Origin of the sequence: Nocardia sp. NPDC059154 (assembly GCF_042755705.1) — a bacterium.
Classification (GTDB): domain Bacteria; phylum Actinomycetota; class Actinomycetes; order Mycobacteriales; family Mycobacteriaceae; genus Nocardia.
In genome coordinates this window covers 13,948-36,264 of sequence record NZ_JBHZCS010000050.1, presented here as the reverse complement: position 1 = coordinate 36,264, position 22,317 = coordinate 13,948, and the positions used below count along the sequence as shown (strand labels likewise).

The following is a 22,317-nucleotide window of genomic DNA, read 5'->3' as shown; positions in this document are numbered from 1 at the left end:
CACCGAAATCCATGCCAGCATGTCAGGTATCTGACCTTCGAGGGGTGGCGAGACTACATCCGTGCCTCATCCCGGTGAGGTGCCGGCCGAGAATTTCCAGTGCAGTCTTTGCCGCCCTCTCCCCCTGCCTTCACAACATATGGGCTCTCGATCAGTCGGATCCGGCGTAACGTCCTTCACGAGATAGGACCCGAGGAAACCCCGGCACTGTGAATCGTCGGCGTTGCAGCAAACACGGTGCGGCACAGAAGTATTCGTTTACCGATCATTATGTCAGATTCGAATCCGCTATGAACTGAGGATGGCCCGCATACTCGGAGTGTTCGGGTTGCACTCCCGGTTCAGCGTAGGGCCTCGCCATTTGTCACTGTGGCGTATTGCACTGAGGGTGCAAACCCCACCACGCCCATTCCGTGAAGAAAGTGCTCGGTGACCTGATGCGGCGCCGAGCACGGCTCAGCAGCCATGCGGTTCGATTACCGGCGAATCATCGACGCGGGCGAAGCGTGACACCCGAAGCGATTTCACGACCTGCACTCGACGCCGGGCACCGATCACCGCCGTCATAGCGAGGATGGCAGCGGCCATGCACGATGCGAGAGTTGTCCAGCATCAACATATCCCCCTGCCGAGCGCGATAACAGCATCGAGGCTCCGCCACCGCCGACGGTCGATCCACCACCCCGAAATCTTTACAGGCACGAGCTTCCCTGAGGACAAGCCGTCTTCTTCTGTCGATGAGTTCGTCACGCACATTCTAGGACAGGTACGATCGGCCACGAAAAGCCATGGGGACGTGACCGACCCGTGTGACAGCGAGTGATCGTGGATGCCTCAAACCGAATTCGAGGCGCTCGCGGCGCGATGGGACGACGGCATGGGATCGCCCCCGCCCGCCCCAAAGTGGTCGCGTCCGGAATATTTCCGGTGCCCTGATGTGAGCTGGCTCGCCAGTTCCGGACCAGACAGCTCGGCGCTGAGCCTGCCCAGTTCCGCCGCCCTGCCGGCGCCTTTGGCGTACAACTGGTTTCGCTGGTCGCGCGGTTCCCACTCTACATTTTGCGCTGCAGTACAACGCGATTCGTCCGCCGATAATGACTCGTCGGCGAGGAAGTCCCGGACCTCGTGGCGCAGCGCACGCAGGGGCTCGTCCTTGAGGACGGTCGGCAGTGGCGGTGGCAGAGTGCGGTTCGTGACGCGTTGAACCGGGTCTCGCCCGCGACCGCACTGCGGTGGTGTGCTGCATAAGGGCCTGAGTCGCGCTCGCAAGCTCGAGGCACCGGCGAAATCTGTGTGCTCGGAAGCACGAAGAAGCCGTTTCGTAGACCCACAGCCAGTGTTGGGTTGATCGCAACGCGCTGGGCGAGCGCCTCGGCCGCGGACAACAACTCCTCGGACGGATGTACCTGGGAGACCAGGCCCCATGCAAGCGCGGTCGTCGCATCCAGGCGGTCGCCGGTCAGCGCCATCTCTGCGGCGCGGGCGGGCCCGATTGCACGCTGAAGCAGCCATGTGCCATCGTCGCCGCTGATCGGTCAGAATGCCTCGCTGTGGAGCGGCGCCTCCCCCGCTGCAGCATCTTGGCCGAGCGGGTGTCGCGTCATCTGCTCGACGCCGCTGCACACAATGATGTCGGCCGCCCCCGAGGTGATCAGACCTGCGGCATTATGGAGCCTATGTGGTAGAACAACGCGCTCTTGTTCACCCCGGCAGGGTCGGCGATCTACGCGGATTGCTGCCCGCAGGTCACCGACGAGATGACGACGCTGCTTCTGCACGGACTCCGCTCCCCCGCTCTGCCAGCGATGACGTCCGGTCATGACGCGCCCCCTGGTTACGGCTCACGGTGCTCGAGGGGCCTCTGGGTGCAGAGTGGCGTTCGCACAGGGGCACGATCCCGTTCGGACCAGTAGCCCGGACGGGTCTTCGTCGTTCCGTCGTGCGGCCGGTCAGGGAGGAACCCGTCCTCCTCGCCAGACGGCCTCGACCAGTCGATGCATGGTAACAGTGCCGAAACCTAGGTCACCATCAGCATTCTTCCGGCGGTGATGCAGGGCCTCTGACGGCACGATATCGCGGTGGTCGTGGTGAACGTTCCTGCTGCCGTGGTGTTTTCGGGGCTGGCTCCCCTGGCGGGTGGAGGAGATCGTCGATGAGGGTGGCCGGACTCTGGTGCAGGCGCGGACGCCGGATGGTCCGGCAGCATGTCCGGGCTCCGGGGTGGAGTCCGCACGGGTGCACGGATATCACCTGCGGATCGTGGCGGACGTGCCCCTGGATGGCCGGGCCGATATGGTTCCGGTACAAGCCGCGTCGACTTGTATGTCCAACATTGGACTGCCGCAACACTTTCCGAGAGCAGGTGCCCGGTGTGTTGAAACACTACCAGCGGCGAACCGTCCGCTTGACTGTCAAGGTCAGGTCGGTGGTACAAGAGCTGGACGGCCGCGCCAGCATCCGACTGCTCGCGGCGCTCCGATTGTCGCGTCCTACCGCGATCCGCGTCCGTGTTGCGGATCCTGCTGCCACATCGGCCGACACCGAAAGCGTTGGGCGTGGACTACTTCGCGTTGCACCGCGGCCCGCAGGGCACCAAGGCGCGCAAAGCGGTCGTCTTCCCGGCATCTGCGACTGAGGAACCATAGCTCAAGCGGTAGGGCAATGCTCAGCCAATTTGGCCATTATGATCTGGTTCGCTTGCCAACCGTCGGGAAATTTGGCGGGCACCGAGAGATGAATCGGCTCGGTCGAAGGATGGCTGTCCAAGAGATCCACGATGCCCTTCCTAGCGACGACAATGCAGGCTTGCCGGTGTCGTGAGGTGAGAACGCAAAGGCGGCCAGCTTCAAGGTGGAACGATGTGGCGTCGCGACGGCCCGACAGCGGGTGTACCACGATGACCACTTCGTATTCGCGGCCTTGGAGCCGATTTGCGTTGTCGACGGCGATCCCGCGTGCCATCGGGTTGCTCGATCGCGCGAGAGCCAATCGGACGAGGTCTGCCTGATCTCGGTGGGCTACACCGATCGCGATGTCACCGGCGTTCAGTTCGCGGCCGTCGGGGTGGCGTTCGCAAAAGCCGACCGCGCCCCGATCGAGCAGTCTGACCGCGAGGTCGGCGGCGGTCTGGATGGTCTCGGTATCGGTTCGTGGAACGTGTCGGCGGGGAAGTTCGTGTAGTGCCCATCCGGTTGAGGAAGCCTCGGCGAGTGTTTCGTCTAGTTGGACCGCCCCGAATCCAGAGGTGCGGAATCGCAGCGATCGGGTGCCTTCTCGTGTTCCGGAGGTGAAGGTGGATCTAGGGTAGAAGGCTTCGTTGATGGTGGGTGCCGCGGAGGCGGGCAGTCGCCACGACACTGGCAACTCGTGCAGTGGGGTGTCCCGGTTGTGTTCCAGCATGACGGTGACGCCGTTCTGTGTCGGATCGTGCGGCAGACCGATCCAGCGTTCGGTTCCCACCACGGTGAACGGGTCGAGTTGGCCCGGATCGCCGACGAACAGTCCACGATCGAAGCGTTCGACGATCTGCAGCAACATGTCAGAGCGCATCTGATAGGCCTCGTCCAGAATTGCCCACCCGAATCGGCTGTCGCGCACCGTGGTCCATTTGGCGGAGGTGCCCACGATGATCTGGCATGCGGCCAGGTCCGTGAGTGAGTTTCGGACCGTGCAGATGGCGGTGAGGGCGCGTGAGGGTGCGTACGTGCTACCGGTGAGTCGGCCAATCGCGATTTCCGGGTGGGCTTGGTGCAGGCGGCTGATGAGATCGTCGACCTGATTGTTGGTCTGGGCGACGATCATCGGCCGCTCGCTACCCGCGACTAGGTCTGCTGCGGCACGAACGACGAGGGTGCTTTTGCCCGCTCCGGGTGGTGAGTCCACGACGACGGACCGGTGGCCGGGTGCACCGAGGTCGGCCAGGATCGCGGCGCTGACCGCAGCGGCTTGTGCAGCCGGATCGAGCCCGATGTCAGTCCTCATCGCCCCACTCCTCAGTGCTGGCTGTGCCGGAAGTCGAGATGTCGGGATCCGGCGCGGTGGTGTCGGTGTGTGTCCATGGTGTCGCGTCCGCGTCGGGGAAAGCGGGTGTCGGCCGCCAACCTGGGTCCGGCAGGTAGGCGATGTGCCGGCCGATGTCCGGTATTGAGCCGGCCTTGGGGATGAGAGAACGACCCATGCCGCCGTTGATCTCCACGGTGACCAGGCTCGTGTCCGCATCGAGTTCCGTGCTGACGATGACGGCCTTGTGACCGGGCGGCATCGAGGGACTGATCACCATGGTCCCGTCTGCAAGGCGGGTAGGGTCGAAGGTTCGAATGGTAACGAGGGGTCGTGCGACACGGCGGTTCTTGTCGGTCGTGATGATGCGGTCGGCCTCCACCGCTTCGACGATGCCTGCGAACGCCTCCCCGATGCTGCGACGATCGGCTAGAACGAACGGGTCGTCGAACGCCATGCTGGCTTCGAGGTCATCGATGGCCCGCTCCAGACGGCTGAGTCTACGCGCGGCTGCGACCGCCTTGTCTCGAGCGCGCTGCGGTCTGGCAGTCTCCGACTGCCGGTAATCGGAGAAATTGGTGAACGACCAGCAGTCGCCCTCGAAACGCCTTGCCGCGCTCGGTGCTTCGGGGACGCCACGCAGCAGTGCGATCGCGTCCCACATCAGGCGCCAGGTCGGTTTGATCTGATCGCCGATGAGTTCAAACAACTCCTGCTCGGCGGCATCGACGGCGGCCTTATCACCAGCTGCTCGCGCGGCATCGAATTCCTTTATTGCCGAGTGCAACTGGTGATTGTCGAAGTCCGGTGACGTCGTCGGGCCTGCGGGCGGCCAGATGATCGGGTTCTCGGCATCGCACAGCGCCTGCTCGACGCTCAACCCCTCCGGCGGGCTGATCCACGCCATGAGCGCGGCCAGGTTCTGGTCCTCGAGGGTGCTGTGCCCAGTCGCCCAGTGTTCGGTGAGCAGATCGGTGACCGCCAACAGCATCGACGTTCCGGCTTGTTCGGCCGACTCGGCCAGAAAGGTCAGCCACGTACCCATTTCGGGGATGACCGCGTCGACCGGGAAGTCACCGTCGGTCTTGCGGAAGCGGCACGCACGACCGAGGTCGGCCAGCGCCTTGATGCCGCCGGGGTTGGGCACGAGGAGCTGTGGGGCGGCGGTGAAGCGCGAGCGCGACTCCTTGGCGCGCGCGGGCACATCACGCCTGTCCAGCCGGCACGAGTTGATGTAGTCCATCACGATATTGCCGAGGTCCGCTGCGAAGATGAAGCGCTGGACCGGATTTCGCGGTTGTCCGACGATGAGCAATTTCGGCGACCGTTTGGCCTGACCGACCATCACTGCAAGCGGGGATCCGGCTTCGCCCGCCATGACCAGGGGGATGACGACCAGCGGCCTCTCCGATAGTCGGCGGTGACGGAACCGGGTCACGGGCTGCGCCCGCATGGACGCCATCGCTTCCAGCCGTGCCAACGCCGAAACCTTGCTCATCCCATACCCCCGATCGAGTGGCCTCCACTCGCCCCGGCCAGTTCGGCGCGCAGCCGTACGGCATGCCGCAGTGCTAGGGTCATCTCCACCTGCTCGTCGTTCGGCTCGATCTCACCGCGTGCCAGGCCCAAAGCCATTGTCACGGTGTCGATTCCGCCCAGCGGCTCGGTCACGATCGATCCGAGCACATCGAGCGAGCCGGCGGCCCGCGCCCGTGACCGGCAGAAGTAGGCCATCTCGCAATGGTTCAGGCAATCAGGGCGGTAAGCAGCCGGCACGGCATCCAACGCGGCCAGTAGCTCGTCGCGCGGACGCTGCGGCCGGCCGGTCGCATTCTCGGCGAGGTCGAAGGTCAAACCCTCGGGCAGCAAATCGAGTTGATCGCCGACGCGTTCGATACGCGAAAGCTGGCGGGCGAGGTTGCCGACCTGATTGCGGGCGTCGACGAAGGCGCCCGTGGGGCGGTTGGTGAAATTTTTCGGTCCAATCAGCACAACCTTGTCGGACACGATGTCCGGGTCATCGATACCGACGGCGGCGAGCATGGCGCGCAGCGCGATGATGTACGCGCAGGCCTGGGTCGTGGCCGACTTGACCAGTGCCGCGTCGGCCTGTCCGTCGACGATCGGAAGGCTCTTGATCTCGACCACGTACAGGCGGTCACCCAACTTGAAGGCAACCAGATCCGGCTCCAGATAGACGGAGTGGCCACCGACCTCCAAACGCAGCATTGGGTGGTCGTACAGCGGACTGTCACCGTCACCTCGAGCTGCAGCCACCAGAAGTGACTGGGTCTTGGCGAAGCGAGCGGCCGGACTGCTGTCGCCGCCGACGTCGTTGAGATCGCGGTATCCGACCTGCGAAACCGGGAGTTCGAGGACTTCGCGGAGTACCCGCAGCAGCTCGGCGCAGCCGTTGTCCTTGACCATCTTCTCGAAGCCTTTGCCGCGGGTGATGGCGAAAATGGACTGGCCGAACGGCGTCCGATACCCTGCGTGCTCCGCGATGGCAGCCTTGTCGGAACCGGAGGCGTCCAGAACTGCTCGGAGGGTGCATCGGGGGTTGTTCTCCAGTGCTGCAAGTGATCTGGCGTTGAACTTCAGACGCGGTGCAGACCCGCGCAACGCGTCCAAGCGATCGTCGGGAGCTACCTTCACGGCAGTGTCGTTCCTTGGGGAGGAGGGGAGGGGCTGAGCGGGGTCGAGCGGCGGGGTCAGACGTCGGCTTGCTCAAGCCGGGCCTGTCGCAGTGGGGCACCGAACAGTTGCTGTTCGTCGTTGAGTTGTTTGCGAGCTCGACGCGCGGCCGCGCCACGTGTGGCGAGGTCGGCGTCGGCGTGGACCTCCAGCTCTGCGAGAGCCGCATCGATCACCTGCTCCGTGTCGTGCACGACCAGGGTCGAGCCCGGCGGCATGGCGCCCGGGATATTGGTGGCGAAGCGCCACAGTAAGCGCATCGCGGCAGGCGCGGGTTCGGAACCAGCCATTTTCATTTCGCGCACCGATTCGGCGATGCGCACCGCGCCGGTCAGGAAGTTCACTCGGGGGGAGAGCGGGCCCACGATGCGCTGCTCAAGCGACCAAGTACTGATCGTGATCAAGGCCCTGGCAGGAGACAGCAGATCATGATTGAGTGCCGGGCACAGATAGTACGGGCGGGAGCCTGGAGCCGAACGGTAGGAGCGTTCTTCGTCGCGGCGCAGGCTCGACAGCTTCGAGGCCGACAGGTCTCCGGGGAAGAACGCGTCGTGGACATCGACGATCAATTTCGGCGCGGCCGGCGCCTGGAGCAGGACCAGCGCTCGCTGCACATGCTCACGAGCAGGCAGAGTCATGGAAGGGGATTCCGTTGCCGCGGCACGTTCCGCGGTGATCGAGGTCGAAGCGTGAGACTCGTCGGTGTCGATCAGGGTGTTCCAGGCCCGTTCGGCCCGGCGCAGCTGCGCCCGGAGTTCGCCGACACGCTCCGCGTCGCCGACGGCGGACGCGTCGCGGATCGCGCGCCGCAGCTCGGCGATGCTGTTCTCCAACGCGTCCAATGGGTTGCTCATACCTCGGGAGCCTACCAGGGTTCCAGAATTTTCCAGACTTATCCCTGAGTATGCGGTAGCCTCGTGGTGCTCGATTCCATTCGACCGCAGCGGTGCACGCTGTGCCCGCCCGCTACCTTCCCCGGAGAACCTCGTGACCGCACGCGTGTTCCACACCTCCGATTGGCATCTGGGACGCCAAATCGCTGGGCGTCATCGGCGCGATGCCGAGTTCGATGCCGTCCTACACGAAATCACCTATATCGCAACGGAATCCGATCCAGACCTCATCGTGCACAGCGGAGATCTCTTCGACGGTCCGCGCCCAAGCCTGGACGATGTGCGCCGGGCCGCGCACACCCTTCGGCGGCTCGGCGAGATCGCACCGGTAATGGTGGTCGCGGGCAATCACGACACGCGACATGTGTTGTCCTTCCTGAATTTCACGTTGAACGACATGTGGGATAGCGGCGCCGAGCGTCGAGTGCGCTTCGCCACCGATGCTCGGCCCGAGGGCCTGCTGATCGCCGAGTATCCCAGCGCGCGAGGGGAATCGACGGTCCGCGTCGCCGCGCTACCGTATCTGCACCCGAACCGGTTCGCCTACGAATTCGCCGATGGCGCCACGGCGACGACCTACGCTGATCGGATGCGAGCTGTGCAGACAGATGTGTATCGCCGCCTCACGCACGATCGCGGACCCGATGACGTCCTGGTTTTCGCTGCTCACCTGTTCGTCGAAGGGGCCACTCCTTCCTATTCCGAACGTCCGATTTCCGTTGAATCAGACTATGCTGCAAGTGTTTCCGGCCTGCCGATCGTGGATTACGGCGCGCTCGGACACATTCACAAACCACAGGGAATCGGCGGGATAGGCTTCCCGGCCCGCTACGCGGGCAGTCCTCTGCAAATGGACTTCGGCGAGACACGCGACACCAAGAGTGTCGTCCTGGCCGAGATCGCCCCGGGTAAAGACCCCCGGATCGAAGTCGTACCACTCGAATCGGGCAGACGGCTGGTCAAGCTCGCCGGAACCCTGGACGAGATCGCGATGACCGCGAGCCGTGTCGGTGACAGTTGGGTGAAGGCCACGGTCCACACCGACGGTCCCACACTCGCGCTGGCGGAGACCCTCGCACAGATGTTGCCGAAGGCAACGATCGTCGATATCGACGAACTTCGTCCGGGTACCGAGAGTCAGATCCTCGACCACGCGACGACGGTCGCTGAACTGCCCAGTGTCGAACAATTACTGCGCGAATATCTTTCGGATGGTCGTGTCACCGGACCGGCGCTCGATCGCGTCATGGCCACGCTCGCGCAAATCCAAGCGGACCCGGACCCGGCTGATCGCACCTTGTGCTGTGAAGAGAACCTGCTGACTGCCGCGATCGACGGCCGCGGCATCGATGGCTTCGATCGATCAGGCGTGCTGACGGGAACCGAGATCACGGATTCGGAGGTGCTGCCATGAAGCCCGTCGAACTGTCTCTGCGGGGATTCCGCAGCTACCCCACACCGGTAACCATCGACTTCACCGGGAAAGGTCTCACCGCGGCGCTCGGCGACACCGGCGCGGGCAAAAGCACTATGCTAGAGGCTATTACGTTCGCCCTCTTCGGTAAGAGCTCCTGGGACGGCCGCGAGACCAAACACCTCATCGCAGACCGATCCGAAACCGGCAGCGTCGATCTCACCTTCACGCACGGTGATCATCGGTGGCATGTGCACCGCACTATCCACGCCACTAATTCCAACTTGGGAAGACATCACCTGAAGAATCTCGACACTGGCGACGAAGTCGACGGTGCGAAGGCGGTATCCAAACGCATCGAGACTGTCCTGCACATGGATTGCGATACATTCCTGCGCGTCGGACTACTGCCGCAGGGCAAGTTCGACCGGCTCCTGACCTCATCTCCGGCAGACCGCTCCAAACTGTTGCGTGAGTTGTTCGGCGCGGAATCTCTGGTGTCGGTCCAGGACATCGCCAGAGACCGTTGCGCGAACCTGAAGGAGCTGCTCGCGGTCGCCAGGGCCAAACGCGATGCGATGGGGAATCCAGCGGAAGCCGCCACGGAAGCCGCCGCGCGTGCCTCGGCTGCCGAGGCGTTGACGACGCGCCTAGGTGCCTCGGTTGACGCCATGAACGAATTGCAGGACAAGGTTTCGACGGCTCGCGCTGCGGCGAGCGCGGCCGAGGCGGCAGCGCGGAGTTTGGCCGACGGGATGGTCCGTGACGCGGTCGCGAAACTGGACGAGCTCGGGCTGGTCGCCGAGCGACTCGAAACACAGCGTGCCTTCCTGCAACAGCACTCCGACGAAATCGATGACCGAGAGGCCGCGCTCACTGCGGAGATTCAGCAGCGTGAAGATCGTGGCGAAGGATTGGATCGATTCACCAGAGCCGCTGTGATTCTCGAACATCTCGCGGCACGTGCTGACGTACACAGGGCCGAACGCCGCGAGCTCGACGCCCAGTCAACCCAACTGGTTGTCGACGGTGACCGAATCGCCGCCGATGAGGCGGCTCTGAACGATCGGATCGAACAGGTACGGCCACTGATCGACGAGGCCGCCCTCGCAGCGAAGGCCGGCCAGGAAGTGCGCACCGCCGAAAGTGCACTGCGCGTACAGGTCTCGGAGTCGATGCAGGCCGCGTTGAAAGCCGCCGAGGCCGTCGTAGCGTGCGGCTCTGCGACCGGCGCGTTGGACGATGCGAACAAGGCTGTGGTGCGGTTCGAGGGAAAGCTCGTGGACGCGAAGGCGGCGCTCATCCGCGCCGAGGTGCGTGAGAGCGCTTTGGACCTGAACAATCGGGCGGCTCTGATCGCAGCTGACCTCCATCCGGATGACGATTGCCCGGTTTGCCGCCAAAAGGTTCCGGATTCCTTCGAAGCCGGCTCGGCTGCCGGAGTCGACGAGATCCAAGCGGTGAAGGCGGCGCTACGTCAGGTCAAGCGGCTGCGCGACAAAGTCGGTGGTGAACTCGCGCAGTCCAAAGCGCAGGTCACCGCGGCTTTGCAAGCAGCGTCGAGCAATGTGGAGAATCTGCGAGTCGCGGAGCTGCAAGCACAACTCTCCGCCGCCGCGACATGTGAGCAGTTCGATGAGTTCGCCGCTCTCGCCGCGCAAGTCGGTGGAGCATTCGATGCTGTCGGTGCCGCCGCAGCTCTCACCGCCGCGATGAACGCGATCGCGGCAGAACCCGGTCGCTACACCTCGCATCAGCACGTGAGCGCACCGATCACCTCGGCACTGGCACTGTGCGAGGAGGCGGTTTCCGCCCATGTTGCACAACTGCGCGACACCGCGTCCGAAGCCACCACCAACATCGAAGTCGATCGCAGGTCACTGGCCAACCGCCGAGAAACTTATGACGCGGCGATCGAGTCCGTCGCAACAGCCTCAGCCAGGGAGACCGAGGCGATTGCCCGTACCGTCGCCGACATTCATGCGCTGCCCGACCAGGTTCGTAGCCTGCTGCCTGGGGAAATCATCGACATAACAAGCGATTCCGTCGAACAGGCGATCTCGATGGCTATCGCCGGGAAGTCCGAGATCGAGCGACTGCTCACCGCAAGGGAGACCGGACGTAAGGAGAAGGCGGACGTACTCGACCGGCAGCGCCAGGTCGAACAGGATGTCGGCCGTTTCCTGGACCAACCGCTCACCGAGCTCAGGAGTGCGCTGGAGGCGTGGGCCAAAGATCTGCGTCGCGCGGTCGACTACTTCGGAGACACCTGCGAATACCGTGTGCCGTTCACCCCGACCGAACCCGGCATCGCTGGGATCCGGCCGTTCGCTGCCGAATTGCTCGAAGTCACGGCTGCCGTCTGCACCGAACTGAGCGGAGCGTCCGCTGCCCACCACGCCGACGTCGAGGCGGCGACCAGCAGCCTCGCGGACGCGGCCGCGCGGTTGGCCGACGTGGTCAGCTTCGAACCAACCGCCGATTTGACCACCGCGCAGTCGATGCACCCGATCATCGCCGCGGCGGCCATCGCTCGACGTGAGGCCGAGCAATGGCGTGCGAAGCACAGTGCCGCAGCGGCTCAGTTCCAGACCGCAGCCGACCTCGACTTCGCCATCGCCGCCGGGCAGGCGAGATTCGAGGCCCTAGACGTGCTGCGCCGGGAGCTCGTCGATGCCAGGTTCCTGGGCCATCTGACGAAATTGAACAGCCGCGCGCTGCTCGGTATCGCCAGTACGTTGCTTGCACGTCTCACCGACAGGCAGTTCGGATTCGCTGACAACTGCGATATCGTCAGCCGCCATTCCAAGGTCGTCCACAGTGCGAATAGGCTCTCCGGCGGCGAGAAATTCCTGGCATCGCTCGCTCTGGCTCTCGCCTTGGCGGAGTTGCACTCTCGCAGCGGACCGCGGCTCGGAGCCCTGTTTCTCGATGAAGGCTTCGCGACTCTGGACACCGCGGCATTGCAGGCAGCGCTCGAGGTCTTGCGCACCCAGACCGGTGGCGACCGACTGGTGATGGTGATCAGCCACCTGCACGCCGTCGCCGAAGCTGTCGACGACGTGCTGTGGGTCGAGCGGCCGCTCGGCGGCGGCTCCGCTGCACGATGGCTCACCACCGCCGAGCGAGAGGAGCTGGTGAATGCCGATCTGTCCAGTGGCCTGCACTGAGCGCACCGACCGCTGGGAGAAGACTCGCAATGTTCAAAGCCGACGGGCGTGGCCGGGACACACTCGGCCCGGCCATACGGGGGAGGGCACTCGCCGTCGCCGATCCGGTACTCGACTTGGAACGATGCAAATCGCTTCTGACATCACGGGACCGGACCGGTTATCAGATGGAGGAGCTCGCGCTGAACGCCATCGATACCATCACTCTGAAGAGGGACTTCGAGGACGGCACCAAGCACGAAGATGTCGTGGTCGCGGTGGTCGGCGTGGCGCGGAGCCAAATGCCCGGCCATAGCACCGAGGAGCACGACGAGGTGGCCGGATGGATTCTGGACAGCCTGGTGTACGTCAGTACCGTCGATCGCCGCTTCAGTCACGTGCACGGGGTCACGTCGGGCGGCACGTTCGCTTCACATATCTTCTCGGACAGGCTGTTACGTGAGGTCGTCGGGCTCGATGGTCGTCCCCGGCTCCGTGCTTCGAACGATGCGATCGCGGTGCCGGTGGGCGCGGTCGACATCGCGTCCGAACAAGTTGCCGCCGATGCGGAACTTAGCGCATTGGTCAAGCGGGGGAGGTTGATCGACGCGATCCGCACCCCGGAGACCGCCCTGCGCGTTATTGCGCAGAATGCCGAACACATCCGTACCCGGTTGGACGGCATTCGCCGCGATAATTGTTCGGTGCGTTGGGTCCGGGATGTGCTGCGCATCCGATCCTATGCACTGGCGTATATCGAGGAATGCGTCGAGATCGAGAAAATCATCAAGGGGAATGTGATCGGTCTGATGGACAAAAGCTTCGAAGAGGCGACGCCCGCGCAGGCCGCAGACCTGATCACGATCCTCATCGTACCCAAATTCGACGAGGGCGCTGATCTGCGCGTATTCGCACAGCATCAGTACTACGCGCTCGTAAGCGTGTTCAGGCGTGTGGATCACGAGAGTGTCCGCCGACCCGGGCTCCAAGGCGAGGCCGTCGTGCCGGCTGCGAGGAAATCTGCGAAACAGCAACCTGTCGGCGGGCGATGCTGTAATGAGCCCGGAAGCTGCTCAGGGCTAGGGGGTTTGGAGTGGCCGAATTGACTGCGGAACAGCTCTTCCACGAATTCCGCAACAGTGCGATCGCGGATGTCTCGCTGTCGTTGTTGCGGTCCCGGAGCGCGCTGTTCGACCTGGCGCTTATGGCCGCGCACCTGGGAGACGGGCAGATCGTCGACGGACAGACCCTGACCGCGGCGATGGACGCCGATCTGCCGGCACTGCTGCGCGGGAGTCCTGCAGAGGAGCGCGGCGCCGAGCAGGAATCGGGGGGCGCCGACGCGGTGCTCACCCGATGGCGAAAAAGGAACTGGGTTCACCGCAGTGCCGACCCGCGTGATCCGCGGGTGGAGCGATATCAGTTGACCTCGGGGGCGCATGCGGCGGTGCGGCAGATGCGTAATCTGCGGCGGCGTACTTCCATTGCGACCGGGTCGGGTCTGGGCATCGTGATGTCGGAACTCCACCTGATCGCCACCGAGGCGAACCCCGATCGAGCGGCTCGCCGGCTCGCGATCGACGAACGGATCGCGGCACTGGTCGCGCAGCGCGATGCGCTCGACAGCGGCGCGGAGCTCGCGGTGGATCACGCGGAATTGGTGGACAAGATCGCCACGCTGGCCGAGCTCGTTGACCGGATTCCCTCCGACGTCGCCAGTTACGGCGAGCGGATGCACGCCAATACCGCTGCGCTGCTGCGGCAGAGCCTTTCCGATGATGCGATGGAGTTCGCCGAGTCTCTTCAGCGCATGTTCGACGGCCATGACGTGATCGCCGAATCACCTGAAGGGCAGGCATTCCGGGCGTTCGCCACGCTCATCGCGACGCCGTCGCAGCGCGCCCAGCTCGAACGCGATATCGCCGAGATCATCGACCGGGTCGAAGGCCTGCCGGCGCATCTGGAGCGGTCGCTGAACGGATTCATCGGTGCCATGTGGCAGCGGGTGCGCGAAGTCGAGGACATTCGCCGCATCGCCTTCCGCCGCATGAGCAACTTCGTGCGCGGCGGAGATCTGACGCACTACCGGAGCATGCGGACACGGATCAGCGAAGCGCAGGCCTCGGCGGCGCTGGCGTTCCAGCACACCCACGGCAGCCGCGACATCGGCTTCGTGGTGCCGATGAGCGGCGTGGACACCCATTCGGTGGGTCGGCTCCGGCTCGATCAGGGCATGACCACCAAGCCCGCGGCGGTACAGGACACGAGTGCGGAGTTCGCGATCGATCCGGCGGAGATGGTGGGACGGGAATCGATCGACTGGAACGCGTTGCGCGAGGCCGTCCACGCCAGCATGGAGGCGCATTCGGGCTTCGCTACATTATCCGAAGTGCTGGAACGACTGCCCGCCGCGCGCACTGGCGACGTCATCGGATTATGGTCGCTGGCAACACGTTACGGCGAAGTCGATGACACCGCGACCACCCCGGTTTGGGCGGTTACCGCAGGCGGACACCGGGAAATCTCGGTTCCTTACGCGATATTCGGCGAGCCCATTCCCGCTCCGGCCGCCCCGGTACGCGCACCACGCCGCCTGGAACGGCAGCTGACCCTGGCCGAGGAGCTGAGCGATGAGTGACGCAACTGACCCCTCCTTCGCCGATGTGTTCGGCGACGATCTGTCCGGCCAGGGGAACGCGGCGTCGCTCGCCGATCAAGTGCGACTCGATCCGGACGCCGTATTCACCGGCGACGACGATAACGTTGGGGCGCGGGTGAACGACGACGCTCCCGCCGAGCGTTTCGACGGTGACACCAGCGAACTACCACCCGAATTATGTTGGACACTACAAGAATTGGTGACCGCACCGCACATCACCGAGAAGTCCAGAAGCTGGCCGGTGGTCCTGCAGTACGAACAGCCCCTGCGGTCGCGATTGTCGGAACTCGGTCTGATTCTCGAGATCAACCGCGAGTTCCGGTACGCGTTCACCCGACAAGCCGAGGACCCCAGCCCGCGTAGCCGTACCTTGCTGCGCGCCAAAACGCTCAGTCTGGCGGCCAGCGCACTGGCACTGTATTTGTATCGGCTGTATGTGGTTTCGCCGGACGATCCGATCGTCGACCGCGCCGATATGGTCGAGCATCTGCTGGCCTACCGGCCGAGCGACGATACCGACGAGGTCAGATTCCGCGACAAGATCAATGCGGCGATCCGGTCGCTCGACGAAGCCGCGATCATCAAGCCCATCAAGGGAAACAACGATCGATTCACCATCTACGGAGTGATCACGGCGATCCTGACCGCCGATCAGGTGGCCGCACTCGAAGCCCGATACCGGGCGATCGCCACGGGGGAGTCGGCACCGTCGGCGGATGGTGCCAGCGCGCAAGAAGAGGGATCCGAATGACCGAGCCCGCATCATCGCGCACCGTGCATCTGGGCCAGTTCCGCCTGACCCGGCTACAGGTGGTGAATTGGGGAACCTTCTGCGGCTACAAGGACTTTCGCATCGACGATCGCGGGGTGCTGCTCACCGGCCCGTCTGGATCCGGCAAATCCTCGCTCATGGACGCGCATTCACTGGTGCTGCTACCGACTCACGACCAACGGTTCAACGCCTCAGCCGATCTCACCGCGCGCGGTTCGAAACGCAATACCCGCACCGTCGCCGACTACGTACGCGGCGCGTGGTCGGAAACCAACGACGAGAACGAACATTCACAGGTCCGCTACCTGCGTGGCGGCGCGCCCACCTGGTCGGCGGTTGCGGCCACCTACGATGACGGCCGAGGAGCCGTCACCACGGCGGTCGTCGTGAAGTGGTTCACCGGCGTCGAGAACGACGGCGCGGCCATGAGCACCCTGCATCAACTCAACGACGGCGACTTCGATCTGCAGGAGCTCAATGGCTGGGCTGACCGCACATTCGACACCCGATGGTGGAAGAGCGTCAATCCCGCGGCGCAATTCCCGCCGACTCAAGACAAGTACATGACCGAACTGGCCAAACGTATCGGCCTGAGCAAGTCGCGCACCGCGCTGGCGCTGCTCGGTAAAGCGAAAGCGATGAAGAACGTCGGCGATCTCAACCTCTTCATTCGCGACAATATGCTCGACCGCCCCGACACCTTCGACGACGCCCAGCACATGCTGTCGGCGTTCACGCCTCTCAACGAAGCCTACGAGACGGCAAAGCGCGCCAACGCGCAAGCCCAGGTGCTGCATGATCTTCCCGAAAGCTGGCGGACCTACCGGGAATCCGCGCACATGATCGACCGGGCCACCAACGTGCGGGGAGCGGGACTCGAACGGTATGTGCGCGGGCTTCTGCTCTCGGCGATCCAGCGTGAACTCGACGAGATCGATACCGAGGTCCAGAGCCTCGATGCGGTGATCGGCGACCAGAAGGCCCGTAGCGAGGCCGCCCGCGGGGCTCTGATCGAACTGCAAATGCAGCTCAACAAGGAGAACCAGAGCCTGCGCGCCCTCGAAACACGCCACGAAGCGCTGCTGGACCAAGCGCGCGCGGCCAGGCTGCTGTACCGGCAATACAGCGGGCATGTGACGAAGCTGGGCGAACCGTGCCCGCAGGATCCCGAGGGCTTCGAGCGGCTGCGAACCCGGCTGCCGGAGCTGCGCTCCGCGGCGGCTGCCCGCGCGGAAAACCTCACGCCGACAACCCATACCGCCATTGCCGCCAAGTACATGGCTGCCAAGGCGCACCGGGAGGCCGAGGAAGAACTCGCCCGGCTGCGTTCGGCGAAGTCCCTGATGCCCGGCCCTGCCATCGATCGGCGGGCCCGCATCAGCGCGGAAACCGGTGTGCCGATCGCCGACCTACCCTATGCCGCCGAACTGATCGATATGGCCGAAGGCCACGAACGCTGGCGGGCGGCCGCGGAGAAGGTGCTACGCAGCTACGGCATGCGGATGCTCGTCCCGCAGCGGCACAAGGAATCGGTACGTCGCTTCATAGACCAGAACGATATGCGCGGAGTGATCGAATACAGCGTCGTCACCGCGGTTTCCGCGCACGAACCGCGCCCGCTGCCCACGACCCTGGCGGGAAAACTCACCGTCGACCGAGACCATGCGTATGGGCGATGGCTCGCCGACCAGCTGACCCGCCGGTTCAACCACGTCTGCGTCGAATCCGCACACGACCTCGACGATCATCAAATAGCCGTCACAGTCAATGGCACCGTGAAACTGCACGCAAACCACTACCGCAAGGACGACCGTCCCGAGCTGACCAGCACGTCGAGCTACATTCTCGGAGCCAACACGATCGCCAAACGTCGAGCACTGGAAGCGGATATCCAGCAGCTCGCCGATCAGAAGAGGATTGCCGACGACGACGCCCGGGACCTGCAGGACCAACTGGAAGAAGCCAACCGGCACCGGGACGCCGCCACCCAGCTCACCGGCTTCACCACTTGGACCGAACTGGACTACTGGACTCCCGACCACGATGCGAGCGAGCTGGGTGACCGCGTCGACGAGATCCGCTCGGGCAATGTCGATTTGCAGGATCTCGAAGCCAAGCGGGACAAGGCCGCCGACGAGGACAAGAAGGCTTACGGCATCTGGCACCGCACCGAGCAACGCATCACCGAAATCACTACTCGCGAAACGACTCTGGTGGACCTGCAATCCGATGAGGAGAGTCGACCCCACGCCCTCGACGCAGACGACCAGCAGTACCTCGACGAGCTGTACGCCTCGACCGGCGTCATTGCCACCGTCGACACCATCGACAACGTTCGGCGCCAGCTTATTTCGACGCTCGACAAGAGTGTCGGCATCGCCAACGGCGAACGGCAGGCTGCCCGCGAGCGAGTCCGGTCGGCGATCACACGATTTCTCGACCAGTGGCGCGACAGCGCACCCGACGACAGCGGAGACGTCGACCGCAGCGGCCAGGACTTCGTCGACCTGCACGCCGAGATCGTGCAACGCCGATTCCCCGAAGCGATGCGGCGCTTCGAAAAAATGATCAGCGAGGACATGGTTCCCTCGATCGCCATGCTGCAGCGCAGCATCGAGAACGCCGCCACCGAGATCGAACGCCGAGTCGGGATGGTCAATGCCGGCCTGCGCCGCGTCGAATTCAACACCGGGACACACCTACAGATCTCGTACACGACCAGCCCCTCCGTCGACATCAAGGCATTCCGCGCCAGCGTCGACAACCTGATGCGCAAGGCCGCCCAACTCGGCAACGACCCCCAGCGCTACGTCGAACAGTTCAAACGGGTCAAAGCACTCATGGCCAAGTTCACCGCCACCGACACCGCCGCCGAACGCTGGCGCCGCAATGTGCTCGACGTCCGCAACGGCTACGTCTTCTACGGACGTGAGGTCGAGGGTGAGATCACCAAACACACCTACCGCAACACTGCCTCCAATTCCGGTGGGGAACAAGAAAAATTGGTAGCCTTCTGCCTCGCCGCGGCACTGAGCTACAACCTCGCCGACGACCAAACCGACGCGCGCCCACGATTCGGCACCCTCATGCTCGACGAAGCGTTCAGCAAATCCGACGAGAACTTCTCCGCCCAGGCCCTGTCGGCGTTCGACGAGTTCGGCTTTCAACTGGTCATCGCGGCACCCATCCGCCTGTCGGGCATCGTTGAGCCCTACATCGGCCAAGCCATCCTGGTCGAAAAGCGGCTCTTCCCTGACGGCACCCGATCACACGGCCGCTCCGCCACTTTCGGCGAGCTTGCCGCCCAGCGATTCGCCGAAAGCGACGGAGCCACCCGTGCTACGGCCTGACGAGGTTCTCGATCGACTGCATCAGCGGTTCCGGGACGAATACCCGGCGTGGGCCCGCGGCAAAGGCAGCTGGCCACTTCGCATCTCACTACAACCACCGAGCACTACGCAACGATCCACCACGCCGGTCGCGTGTCACGAGTGGGCCGCACACTGGGCGGCGCACCCCGGCCCAGGCACCCTCGAATACACCAACCTGCGATTCCCGACCGGCACCCACCGCATGCCGAAAACGCTGATACTCCAACGCCCCGGCGACGTCGCCACGGCGCATCCCGACGACCAGCAGACATGGCAGCGGTGCGGGCAACGCCTCACCACCCTGCAACGCGAATTTCCCGAGGCACGCTTCACCGGCCTGATCCGCCGCATCACCGAGCTCGGGCAACGCGACTACGACCGCCTGACCCGCACCGTGCGCTGGCTACGTGCGAACCCCACCTCCGGGCTACTGCTACGACAGTTGCCGATCGAAGGCATCGACACGAAATGGATAGGCGCACACGCCAATCTGGTCCTCGCGCTCCTCGGAGACGAACCGAACCCCGAACCCTCCGACAACGAGCCACCCCAATCTCGCAAGCGCACCCTGCACACCCGACTGGGCCTGCGGGTCGTCCCCGAACTCGTCCAAGTCACCGTCTGCGATCCACAGCTGCGCCATCAACTGGCAGGCATGCGCCACCTCGCTGCCCCGGTCGACGACCTCAACCGATGGCCGCACCATCCCACCACCGTGGTGATCCTGGAGAACAAGGAAACTGCCTTCGCCGTGCAAGATGACCACCTCGGCACGGTCATCTTGCACGGCCACGGCTTCTTCGTCGATCAATACGCCCGAATCACCTGGGTACGTGACGCCGAACGAGTCATCTACTGGGGCGATATCGACATCCCCGGCCTGCAGTTCGTAAGCGACCTACGCGGCCACGGCATCCCCGCCACCACCATCCTCACCGATACCGCCGTCCTCCGACGCTACCGGCACCTCTCAGTTGAAGGTGCGCTGCCGCAACGTAACTCGATCCCACCACATCTGACCGACCACGAACGCCGGCTGTACCATCACCTCGTCGAGCACGCGACCGAACACGGGACAGGACTGCTACTCGAACAGGAACGAATCCCCTGGGACAGCGCCTACCCGAAGCTCATGGACGCGCTCCGGCAAGAGGTTTCTCGCTGCGACCGAAAACCTCACCCGGCCTGACCCTGGATCTCGGCCAATCCGCCGCAAGGGACCAAACGCATCTGGGTTACCGGGTGAATCCGTACACCACATTTCACGGACAGCAGCAGCTCCGGATGTCCACGATGAGCGGCTCGATATGGAGAGTGTTGTGGGGTGGGTTGGCCAGGCCGCTGGTCGATAGGAATGCTGGCTCGTAGATTTCCCGGAAGAGCAGATCCTGCGCAGATGCCTCATCGGTCACGCCATACACCGCGGCATCGATTTCGCGGGTGACGCGGACCGTCGCAGGAATCGGGTATTTGGCCAGCCCGGAACGGATCGTCACGATACGCCGCTCCAGGTCCGCTGTCATCGGGATCTGTCCGCGCATCGCTTGATTGATGCGTTCGTACGCCCCACCCGAGTAGGCGTGAATCCAGCCGCGCTCAGCAGATCGTGGTCCTGCCCGGCCAAAACCATTTGGGCCAAGGGGATTTCGTCGAACCCATAGTCATCCGCCACACCGGCATTGTCCCGCAACGACTGTCACGGTCAGCGAAGGGCCTCCCCATCGCTACTTCGATCCCGACCCGCTCGAACTCGTCTGCGAGTGCACGCGTGTCCCGGAAAGCGGCAGGGCGCTCACCTGGACCGGCGGCCGATCCAGGCAGAACGAAATACTTTGATGCCCAAATCATTCCGGCTTGTCACCTACGAGCTTCGATTGGCCAAGGATTTCTGGGCTGACCGGTGTCAGCGTGGTCTGTCGCGCGCACTGCAAAACCGAGCTGGGGTTAATGCCTGCCCGCGCACGGCCATCCCCTGACGGATCGAGGGGATATGTGTCGGTGGGGCGGGTCGCCATGTGACTGGAGGACGATGTGGCCATGCAGAGCACACTCATCGATGGAGGACCGGCGCCGTCGAGGTGGTTCACGATCCGAGACCGCATCGCATCGAGTTCCTGCACGAAGCTGCGGCCGGCCGCGATGGCCTGCTGCACGTTTTTCGTCGCGCACGCGACAATAGACATTGCGCTTATCGAGCTCGGTGCCGGCAGCGACGACGACCTCCTCGCTGCCTTGGCGGATCTACTCCCCCGCGATGATCGCTGGCGTCACGCACACGGTTCGCGTGGGCACGGACGATCCCACGTCATGCCGGCGCTGATCGCCCCCTACGCGAGCATCCCGGTGCTGGGCGGTGAGATGGCCCTGGGAGCCTAGCAATCGGTCGCGATGGTCGACCTCAATGTCGACAATCCCGTCCGGCAGGTCCGGCTGTCGACCCTGGTCGGCTGAACGCGGACCCGCAGGAAACCTGGAGCGTTCCCGAGCTCGACCAGCAGCCGAGGCCAAGTCGGCGAGGTCGGTCCGAATCTCCTGGTTAGCTCTTGTCGCAGTAGTGCGCTGCAGCCGAGACAAAGACCCTGATCGATGCTCGGCGTGCTGTTACGATCTCTATTATGAAAGCTAATACGTCGCTGAGTTTGGATGGTACTGTGCTTGAGCAGTCCAAACAGGTTGCTGCCGAGTTGGGGATCACCTTCTCGGCGTTTGCCGAAGCGGCGTTGCGGGACAAACTGCTTGCCGGCGCGGCACGGATCGCGGCCGACTATGAGCGGGCCCAAGGACGCGACACCGCTGAGCACTTCGCACAGGCGGAGGCCGAGCGGGCCGCGATGGCCGAAGCGATCCGCGCTGACGGCGCCGCGTGGTAACCGCGGCGGCGCCTGCCCACGGCGAGGTATGGCACTACCTGCCGACGATCGCCGGTCGTGAGAAACCGTCAGCCTTGGGCGCGGACCGGATCCTGGTGCTGTCGCGCACCGCCGTGAACGCGATCCTGCCGACTGCGCTCGCGGTGCCAGTCGAGTTGGCACCCAAGATGCCCGGCCTCGCGGTCCCGTTCTCCGACCTCGACCCCCTTCCGGGCCTCTCGGCCGTCGTATACCGCATCACACCGATGTACCGGCCCTGGCTGCAGGACCGCATCGGAGTGGTCAGCGAATCGACGCTGCGCCAAGTCGTGGGTACTCTTGTCGGTCTGGTAGCACCGGACACCGTGTTCTCGCCGGATCGATAGAACCTCGCTGCCACAACGGCGGATAACACGTCAGGTTCGGGCTGCTCCGGAGGTGTCGGGCCGCTACGGACACCTGCTACGGACACCGCCGAAGCCCGCTGACCTACCCTCCGGTGTCCCCCACATCCCGC

The 22,317-nt window shown here is 64.2% G+C and carries 15 protein-coding genes and 2 pseudogenes; 10 read left to right on the top strand and 7 right to left on the bottom strand.

Going from position 1 to position 22,317, the window contains the following annotated elements:
- Window positions 1-1,052: 1,052 nt before the first annotated feature.
- The 5 genes from ACFXN1_RS34400 to ACFXN1_RS34380 form a co-directional block, all read right to left on the bottom strand.
- A complete protein-coding gene (locus tag ACFXN1_RS34400) occupies window positions 1,053-1,469 on the bottom strand; it encodes a hypothetical protein (RefSeq protein WP_379439323.1) in 417 nt (138 codons plus the stop codon).
- A 1,177-nt stretch (window positions 1,470-2,646) separates the two neighbouring features.
- A complete protein-coding gene (locus ACFXN1_RS34395; protein ID WP_379439325.1) occupies window positions 2,647-3,981 on the bottom strand; it encodes an AAA domain-containing protein in 1,335 nt (444 codons plus the stop codon).
- On the bottom strand, window positions 3,971-5,377 hold the full coding sequence (locus tag ACFXN1_RS34390; RefSeq protein ID WP_379439326.1) for a hypothetical protein: 1,407 nt from the start codon (window positions 5,375-5,377) through the stop codon (window positions 3,971-3,973). Before ACFXN1_RS34390 ends, ACFXN1_RS34395 begins: the two co-directional genes overlap by 11 nt.
- A gap of 116 nt (window positions 5,378-5,493) precedes the next feature.
- The gene (locus tag ACFXN1_RS34385) at window positions 5,494-6,630 is read right to left on the bottom strand and encodes a hypothetical protein (RefSeq protein WP_379439327.1); all 1,137 of its coding nucleotides are present in this window, start codon (window positions 6,628-6,630) and stop codon (window positions 5,494-5,496) included.
- A gap of 80 nt (window positions 6,631-6,710) precedes the next feature.
- Window positions 6,711-7,535: a hypothetical protein gene (locus ACFXN1_RS34380; RefSeq protein ID WP_379439328.1), complete on the bottom strand. Its 825-nt coding sequence runs from the start codon at window positions 7,533-7,535 to the stop codon at window positions 6,711-6,713.
- A gap of 145 nt (window positions 7,536-7,680) precedes the next feature.
- On the opposite strand from ACFXN1_RS34380, the gene ACFXN1_RS34375 reads away from it, so the two are divergent.
- Genes ACFXN1_RS34375 through ACFXN1_RS34345 form a run of 7 tightly spaced genes read left to right on the top strand, consistent with a single transcriptional unit; the run spans window position 7,681 to window position 20,140 of the window.
- Window positions 7,681-9,000, top strand: a complete 1,320-nt coding sequence (locus ACFXN1_RS34375) for an exonuclease SbcCD subunit D (RefSeq protein ID WP_379439330.1) — start codon at window positions 7,681-7,683, stop codon at window positions 8,998-9,000.
- Window positions 8,997-12,170, top strand: coding sequence for an AAA family ATPase (locus ACFXN1_RS34370; protein WP_379439331.1), 3,174 nt, complete (start codon window positions 8,997-8,999; stop codon window positions 12,168-12,170). The genes ACFXN1_RS34375 and ACFXN1_RS34370 overlap by 4 nt, the downstream gene beginning before the upstream one ends.
- Before the next feature lie 29 nt (window positions 12,171-12,199).
- Window positions 12,200-13,255, top strand: a complete 1,056-nt coding sequence (locus ACFXN1_RS34365; protein ID WP_379439333.1) for a hypothetical protein — start codon at window positions 12,200-12,202, stop codon at window positions 13,253-13,255.
- Window positions 13,243-14,787: a DUF3375 family protein gene (locus ACFXN1_RS34360; protein WP_379439334.1), complete on the top strand. Its 1,545-nt coding sequence runs from the start codon at window positions 13,243-13,245 to the stop codon at window positions 14,785-14,787. The genes ACFXN1_RS34365 and ACFXN1_RS34360 overlap by 13 nt, the downstream gene beginning before the upstream one ends.
- Window positions 14,780-15,559 (top strand): DUF4194 domain-containing protein, encoded by a 780-nt coding sequence (locus tag ACFXN1_RS34355; RefSeq protein WP_379439336.1) that lies wholly within the window; start codon window positions 14,780-14,782, stop codon window positions 15,557-15,559. The genes ACFXN1_RS34360 and ACFXN1_RS34355 overlap by 8 nt, the downstream gene beginning before the upstream one ends.
- The gene (locus ACFXN1_RS34350; protein ID WP_379439337.1) at window positions 15,556-18,930 is read left to right on the top strand and encodes an ATP-binding protein; all 3,375 of its coding nucleotides are present in this window, start codon (window positions 15,556-15,558) and stop codon (window positions 18,928-18,930) included. Before ACFXN1_RS34355 ends, ACFXN1_RS34350 begins: the two co-directional genes overlap by 4 nt.
- Complete coding sequence (locus tag ACFXN1_RS34345) at window positions 18,917-20,140, top strand: DUF3322 domain-containing protein (protein ID WP_379439339.1); 1,224 nt, start codon at window positions 18,917-18,919, stop codon at window positions 20,138-20,140. The genes ACFXN1_RS34350 and ACFXN1_RS34345 overlap by 14 nt, the downstream gene beginning before the upstream one ends.
- 73 nt (window positions 20,141-20,213) lie before the next feature.
- On the opposite strand, the pseudogene ACFXN1_RS34340 reads toward ACFXN1_RS34345, so the two are convergent.
- Together ACFXN1_RS34340 and ACFXN1_RS34335 are read right to left on the bottom strand one after the other, a co-directional pair.
- Window positions 20,214-20,543, bottom strand: a pseudogene (locus tag ACFXN1_RS34340) (ADP-ribosyltransferase); the annotation flags it as partial.
- Window positions 20,544-20,795: 252 nt separating this feature from the next.
- Window positions 20,796-21,134 (bottom strand): hypothetical protein, encoded by a 339-nt coding sequence (locus ACFXN1_RS34335; RefSeq protein ID WP_379439360.1) that lies wholly within the window; start codon window positions 21,132-21,134, stop codon window positions 20,796-20,798.
- On the opposite strand from ACFXN1_RS34335, the pseudogene ACFXN1_RS34330 reads away from it, so the two are divergent.
- The 3 genes and pseudogenes from ACFXN1_RS34330 (at window position 21,040) to ACFXN1_RS34320 (ending at window position 22,186) form a co-directional block, all read left to right on the top strand.
- A pseudogene (locus tag ACFXN1_RS34330) lies at window positions 21,040-21,402 on the top strand (YjbQ family protein). The gene ACFXN1_RS34335 and the pseudogene ACFXN1_RS34330 overlap by 95 nt on opposite strands.
- A gap of 164 nt (window positions 21,403-21,566) precedes the next feature.
- On the top strand, window positions 21,567-21,821 hold the full coding sequence (locus tag ACFXN1_RS34325) for a hypothetical protein (RefSeq protein WP_379439340.1): 255 nt from the start codon (window positions 21,567-21,569) through the stop codon (window positions 21,819-21,821).
- Window positions 21,815-22,186: a hypothetical protein gene (locus ACFXN1_RS34320; protein WP_379439342.1), complete on the top strand. Its 372-nt coding sequence runs from the start codon at window positions 21,815-21,817 to the stop codon at window positions 22,184-22,186. The genes ACFXN1_RS34325 and ACFXN1_RS34320 overlap by 7 nt, the downstream gene beginning before the upstream one ends.
- Window positions 22,187-22,317: the final 131 nt, after the last annotated feature.

Excerpts from the sequence above, each read along its gene's own strand:
- ACFXN1_RS34400 (WP_379439323.1), bottom strand. The coding sequence starts at position 1,469 with ATGGCGCTGACCGGCGACCGCCTGGATGCGACGACCGCGCTTGCATGG.
- ACFXN1_RS34395 (WP_379439325.1), bottom strand. The coding sequence starts at position 3,981 with ATGAGGACTGACATCGGGCTCGATCCGGCTGCACAAGCCGCTGCGGTC.
- ACFXN1_RS34390 (WP_379439326.1), bottom strand. The coding sequence starts at position 5,377 with ATGGCGGGCGAAGCCGGATCCCCGCTTGCAGTGATGGTCGGTCAGGCC.
- ACFXN1_RS34370 (WP_379439331.1), top strand. The coding sequence starts at position 8,997 with ATGAAGCCCGTCGAACTGTCTCTGCGGGGATTCCGCAGCTACCCCACA.
- ACFXN1_RS34365 (WP_379439333.1), top strand. The coding sequence starts at position 12,200 with ATGTTCAAAGCCGACGGGCGTGGCCGGGACACACTCGGCCCGGCCATA.
- ACFXN1_RS34355 (WP_379439336.1), top strand. The coding sequence starts at position 14,780 with ATGAGTGACGCAACTGACCCCTCCTTCGCCGATGTGTTCGGCGACGAT.
- ACFXN1_RS34350 (WP_379439337.1), top strand. The coding sequence starts at position 15,556 with ATGACCGAGCCCGCATCATCGCGCACCGTGCATCTGGGCCAGTTCCGC.
- ACFXN1_RS34335 (WP_379439360.1), bottom strand. The coding sequence starts at position 21,134 with ATGTCTATTGTCGCGTGCGCGACGAAAAACGTGCAGCAGGCCATCGCG.
- ACFXN1_RS34325 (WP_379439340.1), top strand. The coding sequence starts at position 21,567 with ATGAAAGCTAATACGTCGCTGAGTTTGGATGGTACTGTGCTTGAGCAG.